The organism is Agriterribacter humi, from assembly GCF_009192765.1.
Classification (GTDB): domain Bacteria; phylum Bacteroidota; class Bacteroidia; order Chitinophagales; family Chitinophagaceae; genus Agriterribacter; species Agriterribacter humi.
Genome location: NZ_VOHQ01000007.1, coordinates 233,191 through 248,923, shown reverse-complemented (window position 1 = coordinate 248,923; position 15,733 = coordinate 233,191). Strand labels below are relative to the sequence as shown.

Annotated in this window: 10 protein-coding genes; 8 read left to right on the top strand and 2 right to left on the bottom strand. The window is 44.0% G+C overall.

Annotated features, from left to right (window positions below; translation table 11 throughout):
* Positions 1 to 34: 34 nt before the first annotated feature.
* Entirely contained in the window at positions 35 to 685 is a 651-nt protein-coding gene (locus tag FRX45_RS13965) for a response regulator transcription factor (RefSeq protein ID WP_152269054.1), read from the top strand.
* 36 nt (positions 686 to 721) lie between these two features.
* On the opposite strand, the gene FRX45_RS13960 is transcribed toward FRX45_RS13965, so the two are convergent.
* Positions 722 to 1,363, bottom strand: a complete 642-nt coding sequence (locus FRX45_RS13960) for an RNA polymerase sigma factor (RefSeq protein ID WP_152269053.1) — start codon at positions 1,361 to 1,363, stop codon at positions 722 to 724.
* A gap of 106 nt (positions 1,364 to 1,469) precedes the next feature.
* On the opposite strand from FRX45_RS13960, the gene FRX45_RS13955 reads away from it, so the two are divergent.
* The 4 genes from FRX45_RS13955 (at position 1,470) to FRX45_RS13940 (ending at position 5,691) form a co-directional block, all read left to right on the top strand.
* Complete coding sequence (locus tag FRX45_RS13955) at positions 1,470 to 1,844, top strand: hypothetical protein (protein ID WP_152269052.1); 375 nt, start codon at positions 1,470 to 1,472, stop codon at positions 1,842 to 1,844.
* Positions 1,845 to 1,849: 5 nt separating this feature from the next.
* Positions 1,850 to 2,455, top strand: a complete 606-nt coding sequence (gene folE / locus FRX45_RS13950; protein WP_226805377.1) for a GTP cyclohydrolase I FolE — start codon at positions 1,850 to 1,852, stop codon at positions 2,453 to 2,455.
* A gap of 310 nt (positions 2,456 to 2,765) precedes the next feature.
* Positions 2,766 to 5,111 (top strand): glycoside hydrolase family 95 protein, encoded by a 2,346-nt coding sequence (locus FRX45_RS13945; RefSeq protein ID WP_193311700.1) that lies wholly within the window; start codon positions 2,766 to 2,768, stop codon positions 5,109 to 5,111.
* Between the two features lie 148 nt (positions 5,112 to 5,259).
* On the top strand, positions 5,260 to 5,691 hold the full coding sequence (locus FRX45_RS13940) for a hypothetical protein (protein WP_152269049.1): 432 nt from the start codon (positions 5,260 to 5,262) through the stop codon (positions 5,689 to 5,691).
* Positions 5,692 to 5,759: 68 nt separating this feature from the next.
* Here FRX45_RS13940 and FRX45_RS13935 read toward each other — a convergent pair whose 3' ends face one another.
* Positions 5,760 to 6,032, bottom strand: a complete 273-nt coding sequence (locus tag FRX45_RS13935; protein WP_152269048.1) for a DUF4342 domain-containing protein — start codon at positions 6,030 to 6,032, stop codon at positions 5,760 to 5,762.
* A gap of 191 nt (positions 6,033 to 6,223) precedes the next feature.
* Between FRX45_RS13935 and FRX45_RS13930 the strand changes: the two genes are divergently transcribed.
* The 3 genes from FRX45_RS13930 (at position 6,224) to FRX45_RS13920 (ending at position 15,730) form a co-directional block, all read left to right on the top strand.
* Complete coding sequence (locus FRX45_RS13930; protein ID WP_152269047.1) at positions 6,224 to 10,054, top strand: PVC-type heme-binding CxxCH protein; 3,831 nt, start codon at positions 6,224 to 6,226, stop codon at positions 10,052 to 10,054.
* A gap of 261 nt (positions 10,055 to 10,315) precedes the next feature.
* Positions 10,316 to 12,691: an outer membrane beta-barrel family protein gene (locus FRX45_RS13925; RefSeq protein ID WP_152269046.1), complete on the top strand. Its 2,376-nt coding sequence runs from the start codon at positions 10,316 to 10,318 to the stop codon at positions 12,689 to 12,691.
* A 180-nt stretch (positions 12,692 to 12,871) separates the two neighbouring features.
* Positions 12,872 to 15,730 (top strand): PVC-type heme-binding CxxCH protein, encoded by a 2,859-nt coding sequence (locus FRX45_RS13920; RefSeq protein ID WP_152269045.1) that lies wholly within the window; start codon positions 12,872 to 12,874, stop codon positions 15,728 to 15,730.
* Positions 15,731 to 15,733 lie beyond the last annotated feature (3 nt).

Sequence of the window (15,733 nt, the reverse complement as noted above, 5' to 3'; positions counted from 1 at the left end):
AGTTCATCCTTTATCGTTAAAACCAAGCTAAGTCATGAGTATCATTAAAGTTGCTATTGCTGATGATCATAAAATATTCCGAAAAGGTGTGATCCTTTCCTTACGGCAGTATACCAATATCAAATTTGTACTGGAGGCCGAAAACGGTGAGGAACTGCTAATGGGTTTGCCCGCGGCAGAACCGGATGTTGTACTCATGGACCTGCGCATGCCGGTTAAAGACGGCATAGAGGCAACGAAAACAATAAGCAAACAGTATCCCAACCTTCATGTAATTGTGCTTACCATGTATGAAGATGAAAGATTTGTATCTCATCTTATGGAAAATGGCGCCAATGGTTACCTGCTCAAAAGTGCCGACCCGGCTGAAATTAAAAAAGCCATTGTGGAAGTAATGGCCCGGGGCTATTACCTGAACAATTTCGTGAATAAGGTATTGCTAAAAAAATCGCATGCCCGCACGAAATCCATCCCTTCATTAACCAATGAAGTGGTAATAAGCGACAAAGAAAGAGAAGTGCTGCGGCTATTGTGTATGGAGTTTACAGCCACTGAAATCGCACAAAAAATGGAGATCAGCCCCCGTACAGTAGAAGCCATTAAAGACAGGATGATGGAAAGATACAACGTTAAAAATACCGCCGGCCTTGTATTTTTTGCAGTGAAGAATAATTTAATTGATTGAGTATTTTATGCTTAGTACAGCGTACATTATTACAGGCTACACTATGCAATTCAGCACGTGGTTTACCAGGCGGTCGCAACGGGTAAGGTGAAAAGCGTATACATGTTCTTTAATTCCATTGCCCAGGTTTTGACGCAGCATGGCTTTGGCACGGTTGAGGCGCACTTTTACGTTCGCTTCCTCAATGCCAAGTATATTCCCGGTTTCCTTTACAGGCAGTTCTTCAATTTCCCTCAGCATAAACACAAGACGGTATTTTTCGGGAAGCTGCGCAATAGCCGTTTCCAGCGCAATACCCATCTCCTTGTTCATTAAAATATTAGAGGGAGTTTTCATACTGCCCATATTTTCGGGATGATATTCAATATTTGTGAGCTTGAAACGTGCTTTTTTATTTTTCTGCGCCAGGCATTCATTCATTAATATTTTTACAAGCCAGGTGCTTAATGAGGCTCTTTGCTCAAACTTATTCAAATGCTGATACGCTTTTATGTATGCGTTTTGCATAGCGTCTTCTACTTCCGTATCATTGCCCAGTATGGCTACCCCCACGCGAAAAAGGCGTTGATTATAGCGTCGCATGATCCATTCAAAAAATTGCTTCTCCCCGGCAAGTATCCTGTCTACCAGTTCCGTATCGGAAAGTTGGGCTGGCGGCAAAGTGGCTTGATGATTCATTTGCTTATTAGATTACGCAAACAATAAAACGTTACAATTTTTATCAAAAATATTTTTGTAACCCTTTCGTCACTTATGAATCTAACCTGTATACAAAAACATTATTATGTCAACGATCAATCAATTACAAAACACATTAAAAATTACGTATGGCATCGTGCCTGTGGTTGCGGGGTTAGACAAATTTACCAATCTGCTCACAAACTGGGCGGATTACTTAGGCCGCAATGCCAGCATGCTGCCGGTAGATCCGATGTTGTTTATGAAAATAGTGGGAATTATAGAAATTATTGCAGGGATCATCGTACTGGTTAACCCGCTTAAAGGCGCTTATATAGTAATGATATGGTTGATTTGCATTGCATTACAACTCATTATCAGCGGGCAATATTTTGATGTAGCAGTTCGCGACCTGGTAATGGCCATTGGCGCATATACCCTGTCGCAACTCACTATCATCAAAAGCCAAAAACACAAATAATGGAAATGGAAGATATGCTTGAGCAGGTTATTTCGACACAAAATCTGTCTGCAAACAGCAAAATAAAACTTATTGCACAGCATTTTGAAAAGATCATGCGCTTACTGGGACTTGATATGGACGATGACAGTTTGAAAGATACACCCGGCAGGGTAGCCAAAATGTATGTAAAAGAAATATTCAGCGGCCTTGACCCTGCAAATGAACCGCAGGTTACCCTTTTTGAAAAAAAATACAACTACAATGAGATCATACTGGAAAAAAATATTCCGGTATATTCCTATTGCGAACATCATTTTGTGCCAATCATTGGCAAGGCACATGTGGCCTATATTGCCAATGGTAAAATAGCAGGATTATCTAAACTCAACAGGGTGGTCAATTATTTTTCCCGGCGTCCACAGGTACAGGAACGCCTGACTACGGAAATCGCTGATTTTTTAAAAGCCAGGCTTCATACAGAAGATGTGGCTGTTATTATTGAAGCCGAACATTTGTGCATCGCTTCACGCGGTATAAGAGATGCAGGCAGCACTACTATTACCGGCAGCTATCATGGCAGGCTGGGAGCTGAGAAAAAAAGTGAATTGATTCAACTGTTAAAACTTTGATCAGCAAAATACATCCTGTTCCTAAAATTCACGTAACGTTAATACATTATCCTTCCATTTTACAGTAACCAGGTACGGAACTATTTATCTGCCTGGTTATTTCTTACCATTTTCAATACGGTATTGGGATTCGCACTGTATTTCCACTTCTTAGTCAATAGTTCTTCCACATTTTAATAAGCAAACCGGCTTTTCAATCCCGCGGTCTTTTATTATTACAGGCGTCCATACTGTAGTTTGATTAATTCATTATATTGTTCCTTAAAATATTTACCAACAGGAATAGCTCACCTCCTTTAAAATCATGTACATGTCATTCAAAAAATTATTGATTTTTGCAGCGCTTTTCTCTCAACTCCCCGGTATAGCCCAGCAAGATCTGCAATTATGGTACAACAGCCCGGCAAAACAATGGACAGATGCCCTGCCCATTGGCAATGGCCGTTTAGGGGCCATGGTATTTGGAAAATATGATCATGAGCGCATTCAACTGAATGAAGAAAGCGTGTGGGCCGGAAGTAAAATCAATAACAACAATCCCCGGGCATCAGCGCATTTGCCACAAATACAAGCGGCTTTATTTAAAGGAGCGTATAAAGATGCGCTCGATCTTTCAACCCAATACCTTGTAGGCACACCACCAAGGGTGCGTTCTTACCAACCCCTGGGCAACCTCTTTATTAACTATGCCTGGAAAGAAAAAGTGCAGCAATATAAAAGATCCTTAACCCTTAATACAGGCATAGCGGCAACGGAATATATAGTGGATGGCAATAAAATAGTACAGGAGGTATATGCTTCTGCCCCGCAGGATGTTATCGTAGTAAGTATTAGCGCTACCCGCCCTTTTGATACGGAATTTTTCCTTTCGCGTGAGCAGGATACGCATGAATATAAAAGTGAAGAAAATATGGCCTGGTTCAGCGGGCAAATTGAAGACGAAGAGGATTCCCTTGCAGGCCCGGGCGGAAAGCACATGCGTTTCTCAGGCACTATGAAGATCATCCATACTGACGGGAAAACGAGTTCACTGGTAACCGATTCATCTGCAGGCTACCGGGTAAAGTCAGCAAAAAATATTGTGCTGCTGGTAACGGGTGCTACTGATTATAATTTTGATAAATTAAATTTTGATGCTGCCATTGATCCATTGGCTGTTTGCAAAACAAAAATCAATAAGGCTGCCGGCCTTTCTGCCGCCACTTTAAAACAAGTACATGTAAAAGATCACCGGTCATTTTTTGACCGCGTAAGCTTTACGCTGGGTGAAGATGAAAATGCACTGAAGACAATACCCACCAATGAACGACTGGAACGTGTAAAGTCCGGCACAACAGATCATGGTCTTATTGTACTGTACTACCAGTACGGCCGTTACCTGCTAATGGGTTCATCGCGCAAGCCCGGAAGGCTGCCCGCAAATTTACAGGGCATCTGGAATGAAGCGTATAATGCGCCCTGGAATGCCGACTTTCATACCAATATTAACCTGCAAATGAATTATTGGCCAGCGGAAACCGGTAATCTTTCTGAAACCACTATACCCCTTGCGCATTTTATGGAAAAGCTTACTGTTCCCGGCGGGGTTACAGCCAAAGAGATGTATGATGCCAAAGGATGGACGCTGCATCATTTAACCGATGCATTTGGCAGAACCGGTGTAGCAGACGGCGTTTGGGGGGTATCGCCCATGGCCGGCCCGTGGATGACATTTCCGCTGTACCGCCATTACGAATTTACTGGCGATACAAATTACCTGCGCAATACTGCTTACCCGGTTATAAAAGGATCCGTAGCATTTGTACTGGATTTCTTAATCCGGTCTCCAAAGGGTTATTTGGTCACCAATCCTTCCCACTCGCCTGAAAACTCTTTTTTTATACCCGGCACCAACCGCAAAGAAAGTTCACAATTGTGCTATGCCAGCACTATAGATATAGAGATCATTCACGGCCTGTTCAATAATTTTGTTAATGCCGCCACGCTGCTGCATGCTGATGCCGACCTCGTGAATAAGGTAAAAGCAGCACAACAGCAGCTTCCTCCCATTAAAATTGGCGCTAACGGTACCATACAGGAATGGATAGAAGACTTTGAAGAAACAGAACCTGGTCACCGCCATATGTCGCATTTGCTCGGACTATATCCCCTGAACCTTATATCGCCGCAAACGCCAGACTTATATACCGCCGCTAAAAAAACGATTGAACGCCGGCTGGCTAACGGTGGCGGACATACGGGATGGAGCAAGGCCTGGATCATTAACTTTTATGCCCGTTTACAGGATGGTGAAAAATGCGGTGAACAGGTGCAGTCATTGCTCCAAAACAGTACCCTGATCAGCCTGTTAAGTACACATCCGCCTTTTCAGATTGACGGTAATTTTGGCGGTGCAGCGGGGATCGCCGAAATGCTATTGCAATCACAAAACGATGAGATACAGATACTACCGGCACTCCCCTCCTCCTGGTCAAGCGGAAATATAAAAGGGCTGCGTGCAAGGGGTGGTTATACCATAACTATAAGCTGGCAATCGGGTAAACTAACGCAGCTTATCGTTACTGCCGACAAAGCAGGAACACACAGCATCCGTTATGGAACCAAAGTATTGAAAACGCTTTTAAAGAAAGGGGATAATGCGATTTCGTTTGATTAGCTCAACATTTTCATGAACAATAATTCATCCAAGGCATGCTGACGAAACAACGACCCTCTGCCAAACGGTAATTTCTTTTTAATTTGGAACGATGTTTGTCTTCCGAAAACAGCAGTTTTAAACCTTTCATTCTTAAACTAAAAACACGATGATGAAAAAATATTTTTTCCTGCTTTCCGCGATGGTGTTTATGGCTTGCAACAATACCAATAATGATGCTGCAGATAAAAAATTAAAAGAAGGTGCAGAAGATATCAGGGAAGGAGCTGAGATGAAAGCGGATACCGCAGGCGCATACCTCAAAGAACAAAAAGAAAAAGCATCGGAAACCATTAATGCCCGCAAAAAAGAAATAGACGAAAAAATTGAAGCGCTTAAAAAAGACAGCAATAAGAAAAGTGCCGAGGCCCGTAAAAAGCTGGAAGCCACGCGTGCTGATCTTGATAAAAAATTAGAAGAAATAAAAAATAGTTCGGCAGAAGCCTGGGAAGAAACCAAACAAGGCGTTGATAAAGCACTGGACAAGGCAGATAAGCAATGGCAGGAATTTAAGACTGATTTTAAAGAACTTTTTAAATAACAGCAAGCCGGTTATATATATATATATAATACTACTCTCGGGGTGCTTTTGCACCCCTTTTCAATAACCTAAGCTTTAGGCCCGGGCTCGTTTTCATCTTTGGCTTCCTCTCTTTCCACCGTAATGGAGCATTCGCCAATTAAAGCCGCCAATGCGCCAATAGCGGCAAACACGGGCGCCAGCAAAGCGCCTACCACTCCTATCGTTAACGGGAAAGACAGCAGTTCTTTCCCGGATTTATCAGAAATGGTGATCTTCCTGATGTTTCCTTCAGCTATTAGTTCCTTTATTTTTTTAAGCAAATTTTCACCATGCAGGGTGAAGGTTTCTTTTGTTGTCATATAATGCCGGTATTTAGATGAAGTAAAGTTAAAAACTTCAATCAACCTGGCGAATAAAGAAGTTGGGAGACGTTGCTTTTGATCCGGATGAGATTGTGTATCTTAACAGCAGCGACATGCGCTGATGAAAGATACCCGGCTAAAATACATGCATTGCCTTCCATTTACCATAAAATTTTTATTGATTCAATATGAAAAAAGAGTGTTGGAAAATCATTCTGAGTATAGTGGCATTTTATTTTATAGCCTGCGCGGATGCTGATAAAAAATCTGAGGGGGGAAGTGCGACAACCGGCAGCAGTAATCTTTTTGTAAGCCAGGATGAACAATCCGGGGCCATTTCCGTTTTTCGGGAAGGTTCAAAAAAACCTGTCCTGGTACAAAATGCAAAAGAAGGTTTCCGTCCCTATCTTCATCCGCTTTCTGCCCCCGATGGCAAAGGGGTGCTAACCGAATACAGCCCGGCACATCATAAGCATCAAACCGGTATTTACTGGGGCTTCACCCGTGTTAATGGCCGTGACTTTTTTCATAACCCTGGCAGTGATTACTGGAAAAAAGTTTCAGCCTATATAACAGAAAAGGAAGGAAGCGAAGTGAAATGGCAAACTGTATATGACATGCTGGATGAGAAGGGCAATGCAATGCTTACTGAAACCCAGAAATGGAGTATGCGAAATGACAGTGGAAAGTTTGTGATCACTCTTGAATGGAGGGGAGAAGCTAAAACCGATATTACGATCGGAAAATATGATTATGGCGGATTATTTATAAGGATGCCATGGAAAGAAGGAATCAAAGGGGAAGTAATAAACGGGGCGAGGCAACGCAATGAGCATGCAGAAGGTCAACACGCCACCTGGGTGGATGTTGGTATGCAGGTAGAAGGAAGGGATGATCTTGCGCACATTGCAGTATTTGATCATCCCGAAAATAAAGGTTACCCGCAGCCCTGGCGTGTAGATGGTCAACTGGGCATTGGTCCTGCACGCTCCAGGGAAGGGGACTGGCAAATAAAAAATGGCGAAACGGAAGTGATCCGCCACCAATTAATTGTTTACACGGGTGATCTTAATGATGTAAAACTAAATGAAGAGTGGGTTGCATTTTCCGGCAACGGGAATCCTCTTTATGCCGGTGCGGAGATGTGGAAAATTGCGCAGCAGGAAGGGCTCAGGGCTAAATTCCTGACACCTGCAGAGGCTGTTAAAGCTATGACGATAAAAGCGGGTTATAAGGTAAATGCCTGGGCTGCAGAACCACTGATGACCCAGCCTATGGCTTTTTGCTGGGACGACAGGGGTCGGATGTGGATCGCAGAAAATAAGGATTATGAATCGAGAGGACATGGATTTTCAAATTCAGGTGAAAGCCGGATACTTATCCTGGAAGATACCAACCACGATGGCACAGCCGACACCCGGAAGGTGTTCATGGAGGGAATAGCCTTCCCCTCGGCCATTGCTGCAGGGTTTGACGGCGTTTTTATTGGCGCTCCTCCCAACCTTCTTTTTGTTCCGGATCGCAATCACGATGATGTTGCAGATATAAAAGACATAGAAGTCCGTCTAACAGGATGGGGTATACGCGATCGCCATGAAACCCTTAACAGCTTGCATTGGGGGCCTGACGGATGGTTATATGGCTGCCAGGGATTCGCAACACCATCGAAAGTAAGAAAGCCAAAAGGAAAGGGTCGCCTGTACAAACATAAAGATCCTTTTCCTGAAGATATCCTTGAAGGAGAAGGAACCGATATCAATGGAGGCGTTTGGCGGTATCATCCAACCAAAGATAAATTTGAAGTAGTTGCCCATGGATTCAGTAACCCCTGGGGAATTGATTATGATGCCAAAGGCCAGTTGTTTATCAGCGCCTGTGTAATTCCGCACATGTGGCATGTAGTTCCCGGAGGCATTTACCACCGCCAGGGTGGCCAGCATTTTAACCCCTATGTGTATGATGATATCAAAACAATAACCAACCACAGCCATAGGTCTGCCCATGGCGGCGCACGCATTTATCAATCCGATGCATTTCCGGCATCACAGAAAGGAAGGATATTCATGGCCAATATACACGAACATGCTGTTCTTTCCGACATACTGGAACCGCAGGGTTCAGGTTTTGTGGCAAGCCATGGTGATGATTTTATGATGGCCAATAATGCACAGTGGGTTGGATTTAGTATGGAAGTTGGTCCTGATGGCGGGCTTTATGTTCTTGACTGGCATGATGCCGATATATGCGGACAACAGGTATTGAATAGTGAAACAGGCCGCATATTCAGGATTGTTCCGGAGCAATCGGGAGCCGTAAACTGGCCGGGCAGGTATTCGGACCTCACCAAAATGAGCGATAAGGAACTGGCAGCGCTTCAAACCAGTAAGAGCGACTGGCATGCGCGCCGGGCAAGAGTTATACTGCAGGGCAGGGCTGCTAAAGGAAACTTAGATGCAGCAGCATACAGCCTGCTGAGTGAAATCTACCAGTCCAACCCTGATACTGATCTGCGGTTGAAAGCCATGTGGACCCTGCACATAACAAAAGGACTAAACCCCGGTATGCTTTTAAAAGCGCTTGGCGACAAAGATCAATATATCCGCGCCTGGGCAATACAACTATTGTGTGAAGACCGCTCACCTACTGCCGAAGCTGCTGATCAATTTATTGCAATGGCTGCAAAGGATCAGTCTCCTGTGGTTAGACTTTACCTGGCTTCAGCGATGCAACGGCTTGCAAAAACCACAAGCTGGAAGATAGCCGGCGAACTGGTAAAACATTCAGAAGATATCAGTGACCACAATCTTCCCAAAATGATCTGGTATGGATTTGAACCATTGGCCGGAGAAGAACCTGCACGGGCGCTACAAATCGCATCTGAATCAAATATTCCATTGATTGCCCGTTATACTGCACGCCGTGCTGTGGATGGCGGTGCAATGGACGACCTGGTTAAAACAATAGCAACCCAACCGAAAACCCTTGGTAGTTTATTGGAAGGAATGCGGAATGGAATGGAGGGCCGCACAGATCTCAAACCACCAGCCGCGTGGCAGCAGGTATATGCTGTATTAAAAAAACGAAATGACCGGACTGCACAATTGGCGGCTGAGATTGCCGGGCTCTTCGGTGATACGGAAGCCGCGCAGCGTTCATTGGCCACACTTAAAAATAAGAATGAAGGGATTGACCTGAGAAAAAAAGCATTACAGGCGCTTGCGGCGCAGCAACGAAAGGAATTATTACCTGAGCTTCCCGCCCTGCTGGAAGAACCACCATTACGCATAGACGTTATAAAGTCCATTGCAGCTTTTGACGATAAAAATCTCGGATCACTACTGATCAAAAAATATAAAAATTTCAATGAGACGGAAAAATCCTCCGCTATTCAAACGCTTTCCTCCCGTCCGGTGTATGGGTGGATACTTACCCGGGCGCTGAAAGAAAATGCAGTGCCGAAAAGGGATGTATCTGCCAATGTAGCCAGGCAGTTGCGAAGAGTTGTGGGAAGCGGCTTTGTGGAAGTGTGGGGACCTATTGACGATAAGCCCCGCGATAATAAAGAATATGCCAAATATAAAAATCTTTTAAGCAGCCAGGCTGCAGGAAACCCCGATCTAAATAATGGCGGTAAGTTGTTTATGAGAACCTGCGGAAGTTGCCATACCATATATGGACAGGGAGGCGAAATCGGCCCTGATCTTACGGGTTCAAACAGGTCTAATATTGATTACCTGCTCTTCAACATATTAAGTCCCAGCGAGGAAATTCAGGATGCTTATAAAATGGTAGTGATTACCACCCGCGATGGGAGAACTTATTCCGGAAACCTGGTTGGAGAGAATCAACGCCAGGTAACCATGCGCGTGGTAGGACAGAATGATGTAGTGATCAATAAATCTTCTATTCAGTCTAAAGAGGTAACCCCTGTTTCCATGATGCCCCAGGGATTATTGAACACATTAACGGATAAGGAGATAATTGACCTGCTATCTTACCTGCAGAAAGCAAGCAAATAGATTTTAGAAGCAATTAAAATAATCGGTCTTCAAAAAATTATTTTAGCATGCTATCCTGAAATAGAAATACGAATATAATTCGAATTGCTAAGTTGTCAGCAGTTCAATATATATAAATGCTTTGCAATTCCAATGCACCTGCAATTTAACAGGTAATGCAGGCAAGATGCCGCATGTCTATTATTCCTGTTGTTGATATACTATTTTTTGAAGAGATGAAACGATTCAGTTGGTTTGTTCTGATCATCAAATCAACAGCATATGAAATACATTTTCTTCATAATGTTCTGCTGTATTTTTCTTCCCGCTTTAAGAGCACAGTCGCCCGATAACCATATTACGGTAAAAGCTGTTTTTTTAGATTCCCTCACAAAAAAAACAGTGCCTTTTGCATCTGTTTCCTTATATAAAAACAATAAGCTTATAAAAAGAACATTCACCGATAGTGTTGGCCGGATTGAGATGCGACACCTTATATGCGGCACATATTTAATCAGGTTCAGTATGGTGGGTTATCATTCTTTACAAAGTAAACCAAAAGTGCTGCGAGACGATGAAACAGTTTTAGATTTTGGAACGATATGGGTTATACCTGAGTTGGTAAATCTTAAAGAAGTCATTATCCGGGGTCAAAAGCCGCTGATTGAACAGCGGGTTGATGGTATTGTATTCAATACAGAGCGTCTTTCATCCATCGCCGGCTTAAATGCCTCGGATGTACTTAAAAGAGTGCCGATGATAAGCGTTGACCCTTCCGGGGGGCTTTCGGTAAACGGAAATTCAAATATCAGGGTGTTTATAGATGGTAAGCCATCTGAGCTGTATGCCCCGTCAGTAGCAGGTGCCCTTAAAGCAATAAGTGCGGAAAATATTGTAAAAATTGAAGTGATAACACATCCCTCTGCCAAATATGATGCGGAAGGAACGGATGCCGTTGTGAATATCATTACCAGAAAACCAAAAACCAATGGCAGCAGCGGGAATCTAAGTGTGGCTTTAGGCAATCGCAGTGAAAATACAATGGGCGATATGCTTAGCAAATATGGCAAATGGCTTTTTAATGCGGATGCCCTTTATCAAAAATATTGGAACAGGAATGGATCTGTATTGGAACGGGAAACAGGCAGTTCGGAGCTTCTTCAGAAGAACGAATCCAAACAATCGGGAGATTATTTTTTTGGAGGAGCCAATATACTGTATAGCCCCGATTCACTTAATACGCTCAGCATAGGCTACCGGGCACGAATATCACCCAATGTTACCAGCAATGTTTTAGAAAGCTACGAGGTTAAAAATGAAATGCCATTCCTTTCCTTTTTACGTCATACACGAACGCCAAATACAAACAAGGGCAATACTTTTAATGCAGGATATACCCGAACTTCAAAAAATGGCAAAAAAGAATTCTCTTTATTGGCTATGTATTTTCTGTTCAAAGGGACCAACGATTACCAGCTTGAGCAGGTACGCAATGATGTTATTGACTACCTTGAAAATTTTGGCAGCAGAACGCATAACCATGATTTTATCATTCAGGGCGATTATTCCCAATCCTTTAATAAGCGTTGGAAGTGGGAGTCCGGGATAAAACTAACACTGAAACAATTGAAAAGCGAAAGCCGGTTTAACGTGTACGATTTCTTGGATGCGCATTATATACCGGATGCTTTGAGGTCAACCCATTTTTCTTACCGGAGTAATATTTATGCGCTGTACAATAATCTCACCCTGAAACTAAAAAAATGGGGTCTCACAGGTGGGGTCCGTTATGAAAGAACAGAGCTGGATGCTGTTTTCAAAGAGGTCTCACTCCGCATTCCTGCTTTTAGTAACATGGTACCCCAAATTTTGGTGAGCAGAATGTTCGATGAAAAGACCAGCTTGAAATTATCTTACAACATGAAAATATTGCGTCCTTATTTTTCGTACCTGAACCCTACGGTTAACAACAGCGACTCACTTACCATCCAGTTTGGAAACCCATATTTAAAACCTGAAATCACCAATCGTTACCAGTTGAGCTTCACCGCAAATGATACGAAACGATTTAAAGACCTTACATTGTTTTTTAACGACAACCGCAATACGATTGAAAATATCCGCACCGCATTACCCGGCAGCGTTTTTGAAAGCACCTGGAAAAATATCGGGCAAAACCAACAGTTGGGACTGGTTGCATCACTTACCTGTAAACCAACAGCGGCACTCGATATAGGAGGCACTTTTACTGCACGGTATACATGGTTAAAAAGTAGGGCGCTGGGTATTACCAATAAAGGCCTCACAGGAGAATTGGTGATAAGAAGCACCTATGCATTTCAGAAAGGCTATAGCATTTATTTTTACGGTTTTTTCAACAACAGGAACCTGCGTTTGCAGGGATACCGTTCAGGCTGGAAATATTACAGCATAACGGTCAGCAAAAAGTGGAAAAATGAACGGTTTAATATTAGTCTGAAGATGGATGCTTTCCTTACGCCTTTCACCTATATTGATGAAGAACTGGCAACAAATTCCTTTCGCCAGTTGCAAACCTTTCGTTACCAGAACCGGTATATCAGCCTGGGTTTTTCGTGGAAGCTGGGCAAGACCCAAATCAAAAACCAGGAGATAAGGCAGGTGGAACATGATGATTGATTGCAGAAAATGGCATATCAAATAACATCCTTTTGCCAGCCGCCCCTTTTACAGAAAAGAGCATTTTGTAAAAACATTTTAATACCGGAGCCACACTGAATAAAGGAAGACATCACATCACAATAAGTCGGATGAAAAACATTATTTTTAGAAAATTAATCTTTTCATATTTTAAGCTGTATGAAGAAAATCGCTTTATCCACTGTTCATTTTTTCTTTTGTATGCTGATCGTGAACCTCAGCCCTGCACAACAAACCCCAGTCAAAAAGCCCGTTAAAATGGATCGTGAATTTGTTCTGGAAGCTACCATGCTGGGTTATATAGCAAAAGACGGAACCCGGAATCCTGTACTGAAAGCCAAAAAGGGCGAGAGGGTGCGCATAACGATTGTAAATACCGAACTGATGACGCATGATATTGCGATGGAGAAAGGGAAAACCAAAAGCAAGGTGCTGAACGAAAAAGGACAGCGTACATCCATCAGCTTTACAGCCAGCATCAGTGATACTTATTATTGCACGATTCCTGGTCACAGACAGGCAGGCATGGTAGGAAAATTTGTGGTCACCGCCAGCGCTGATGCCCGGGTAATAACGGCAAAAGGCCTGCTGCCGGTAAAGAACGGCAAACCGCTAAACCTGAATTTTGAAACCGGCACCTTAAAGGACTGGACAGCCGAAGGCGATGCCTTTCAGAATGGGCTTATCTCCTTAGATCCTTCCCCAAAACATGCAAAAGATACACGCATTGGTAAGGAAGGACGTTTTTTTGTAAGCAGCGGCGGCAATACGGAACATGATAAAACCGGTACATTAACCTCTGTCTCTTTTAAAGTAACACAACCCTGGGCGGCATTTAAAATATCCGGCGGGGCATTACAGGATACAAGGGTTGAGCTGGTACGTGCGGATAACGACAGTGTTTTCTTCGAGATTCCCGGTACCGGTCGCGCTCCATTGCGGCCGGTGGTAGCGGACCTGCGAAAGCTGCTGAACAAAGAAATATATATCCGGCTCATTGATAATGAAACGGGGGTTTCGCCTATACCTTATATTGGTAAGGATACATGGGCGCACCTGAACTTTGATGACTTTAAATTTTACGTTAAACGGCCTGTATTTTCAAATGAACTCAAACCCAGCGATGTTATTGTACTTCCACCATTGGATGTAACCCCTTATGCTGGACTTTCGGGAGAAAAGGCCGCTCAGGCAATGAGTCTTTCCGAAGGATTTTCGGTTACACTGGCAGCCGCTGAACCGGAGATCATAAAGCCCATTGCTTTTACTTTAGACTGGCGCGGGAGGCTTTGGGTAGTGGAATCACATACCTATCCTGTACGGGCACCCGAAGGACAGGGTAAAGACCGCATTTATATTTTTGAAGATACCGATGGCGACGGGAAGCTGGACAGTAAAAAAATATTTACAGATACGCTTAACCTTGTTAGCGGCATTGAAGTAGGAATGGGCGGAGTGTGGGTAGGCGCTGCGCCCTACCTGCTGTTTATTCCTATTGATGAAAAAACCGACAAGCCCGCGGGCCCTGCACAGGTTATCCTTGACGGATGGGGTTACCACGATACCCATGAAACACTCAACAGTTTGCATTGGGGACCGGACGGCTGGTTATATGGTACGCATGGCGTGTTTACCAATTCAAATGTGGGCCGGCCAGGTGCACCCGATAAAGAGCGGGTGAAGCTGGATGGTGGAGTATGGCGCGTGCACCCGGTAACCAAAAAATTTGAATTGTTTGCCGAAGGTACCAGCAACCCATGGGGTATTGATTTCAACGATTACGGTCATGCGTTCATCACCGCCTGCGTGGTTCCGCATTTGTACCATATTTTCCAGGGCGGCAGGTATACCCGCCAGGCCCGTCCGCATCCGGAATATACATTTGACGATATTAAAACGATGGCAGATCATGTGCATTGGATCGGCGACCGCGGACCTCATGCCGGCAATTTCCGGTCGGCAAGCAAGGGCGGCGGACATGCGCATGCCGGCGCCATGATCTATCTTGGAGGCGATAACTGGCCGGCGGAATACCGCAATGATATCTTCATGAACAGCATTCATGGCAGCAGGGTTAATACCGATCATCTCATCCGGAAAGGCTCGGGTTACACCGGCACCCATGGCAAAGATTTCCTGCTCACCAATGATGCATGGTCGCAGTGGTTGAACTTCCGCTATGGCCCTACCGGTTCCGTATATGCGATTGACTGGTATGATAAAAATCAATGTCATAGTCCAAACCCCGATGTACACGATAAGACCATGGGGCGCATCTTCAGGATCAGCAATACAAAGGATCAGTGGGTACAGGTGGATTTGCAGAAAGCGACAGATATGGAACTGGTGGAATACCAACTCAGCCGCAATGACTGGTATGTACGCCAGGCAAGAATTATTTTACAGCAGCGTGGCGGAAATGCAGCGGTACACGCAGCGCTTAAAAAAATGCTCCATGAAAATCCCGATGTTACCCGTAAGTTACGTGCGTTGTGGGCCCTGCATGTTACAAAAGGACTAAGTGAAAGCGAGCTGACCGGCTTGCTGGATCATGAAAGTGAATACATCAGGAGCTGGGCGATACAACTACTCACAGAAGACAGCAATCCTTCCGATGCGGCACTGACAAAATTTTCGGTGATGGCGAAGTCGGATGAATCTGCAATGGTAAGACTCTACTTAGGATCCGCACTGCAGCGTACGCCACTGGTAAAACGTTGGGATATCATTGATGGTTTATACGGGCACGATGAAGATTCTACCGATCAAAACCTGCCTTTTATGTGCTGGTACGCCCTTGAGCCGCTTGTCCCGACTGATATGAACAAAGCTATTGATATTACGATGCGTTCAAAATTGCCAAAAGCATTGGCGTTTACCATACAACGTGTCGGTGCGATTGGCAGTACTGAATCCAAAGAAATATTGACAGCGCTGGCAAAAAAATTAAATACTCCTGCGGGTAAGCACCGCTATCATGAGGAACTGATGTTGATTGGGAAGGCGTTGAAAAAATAATTT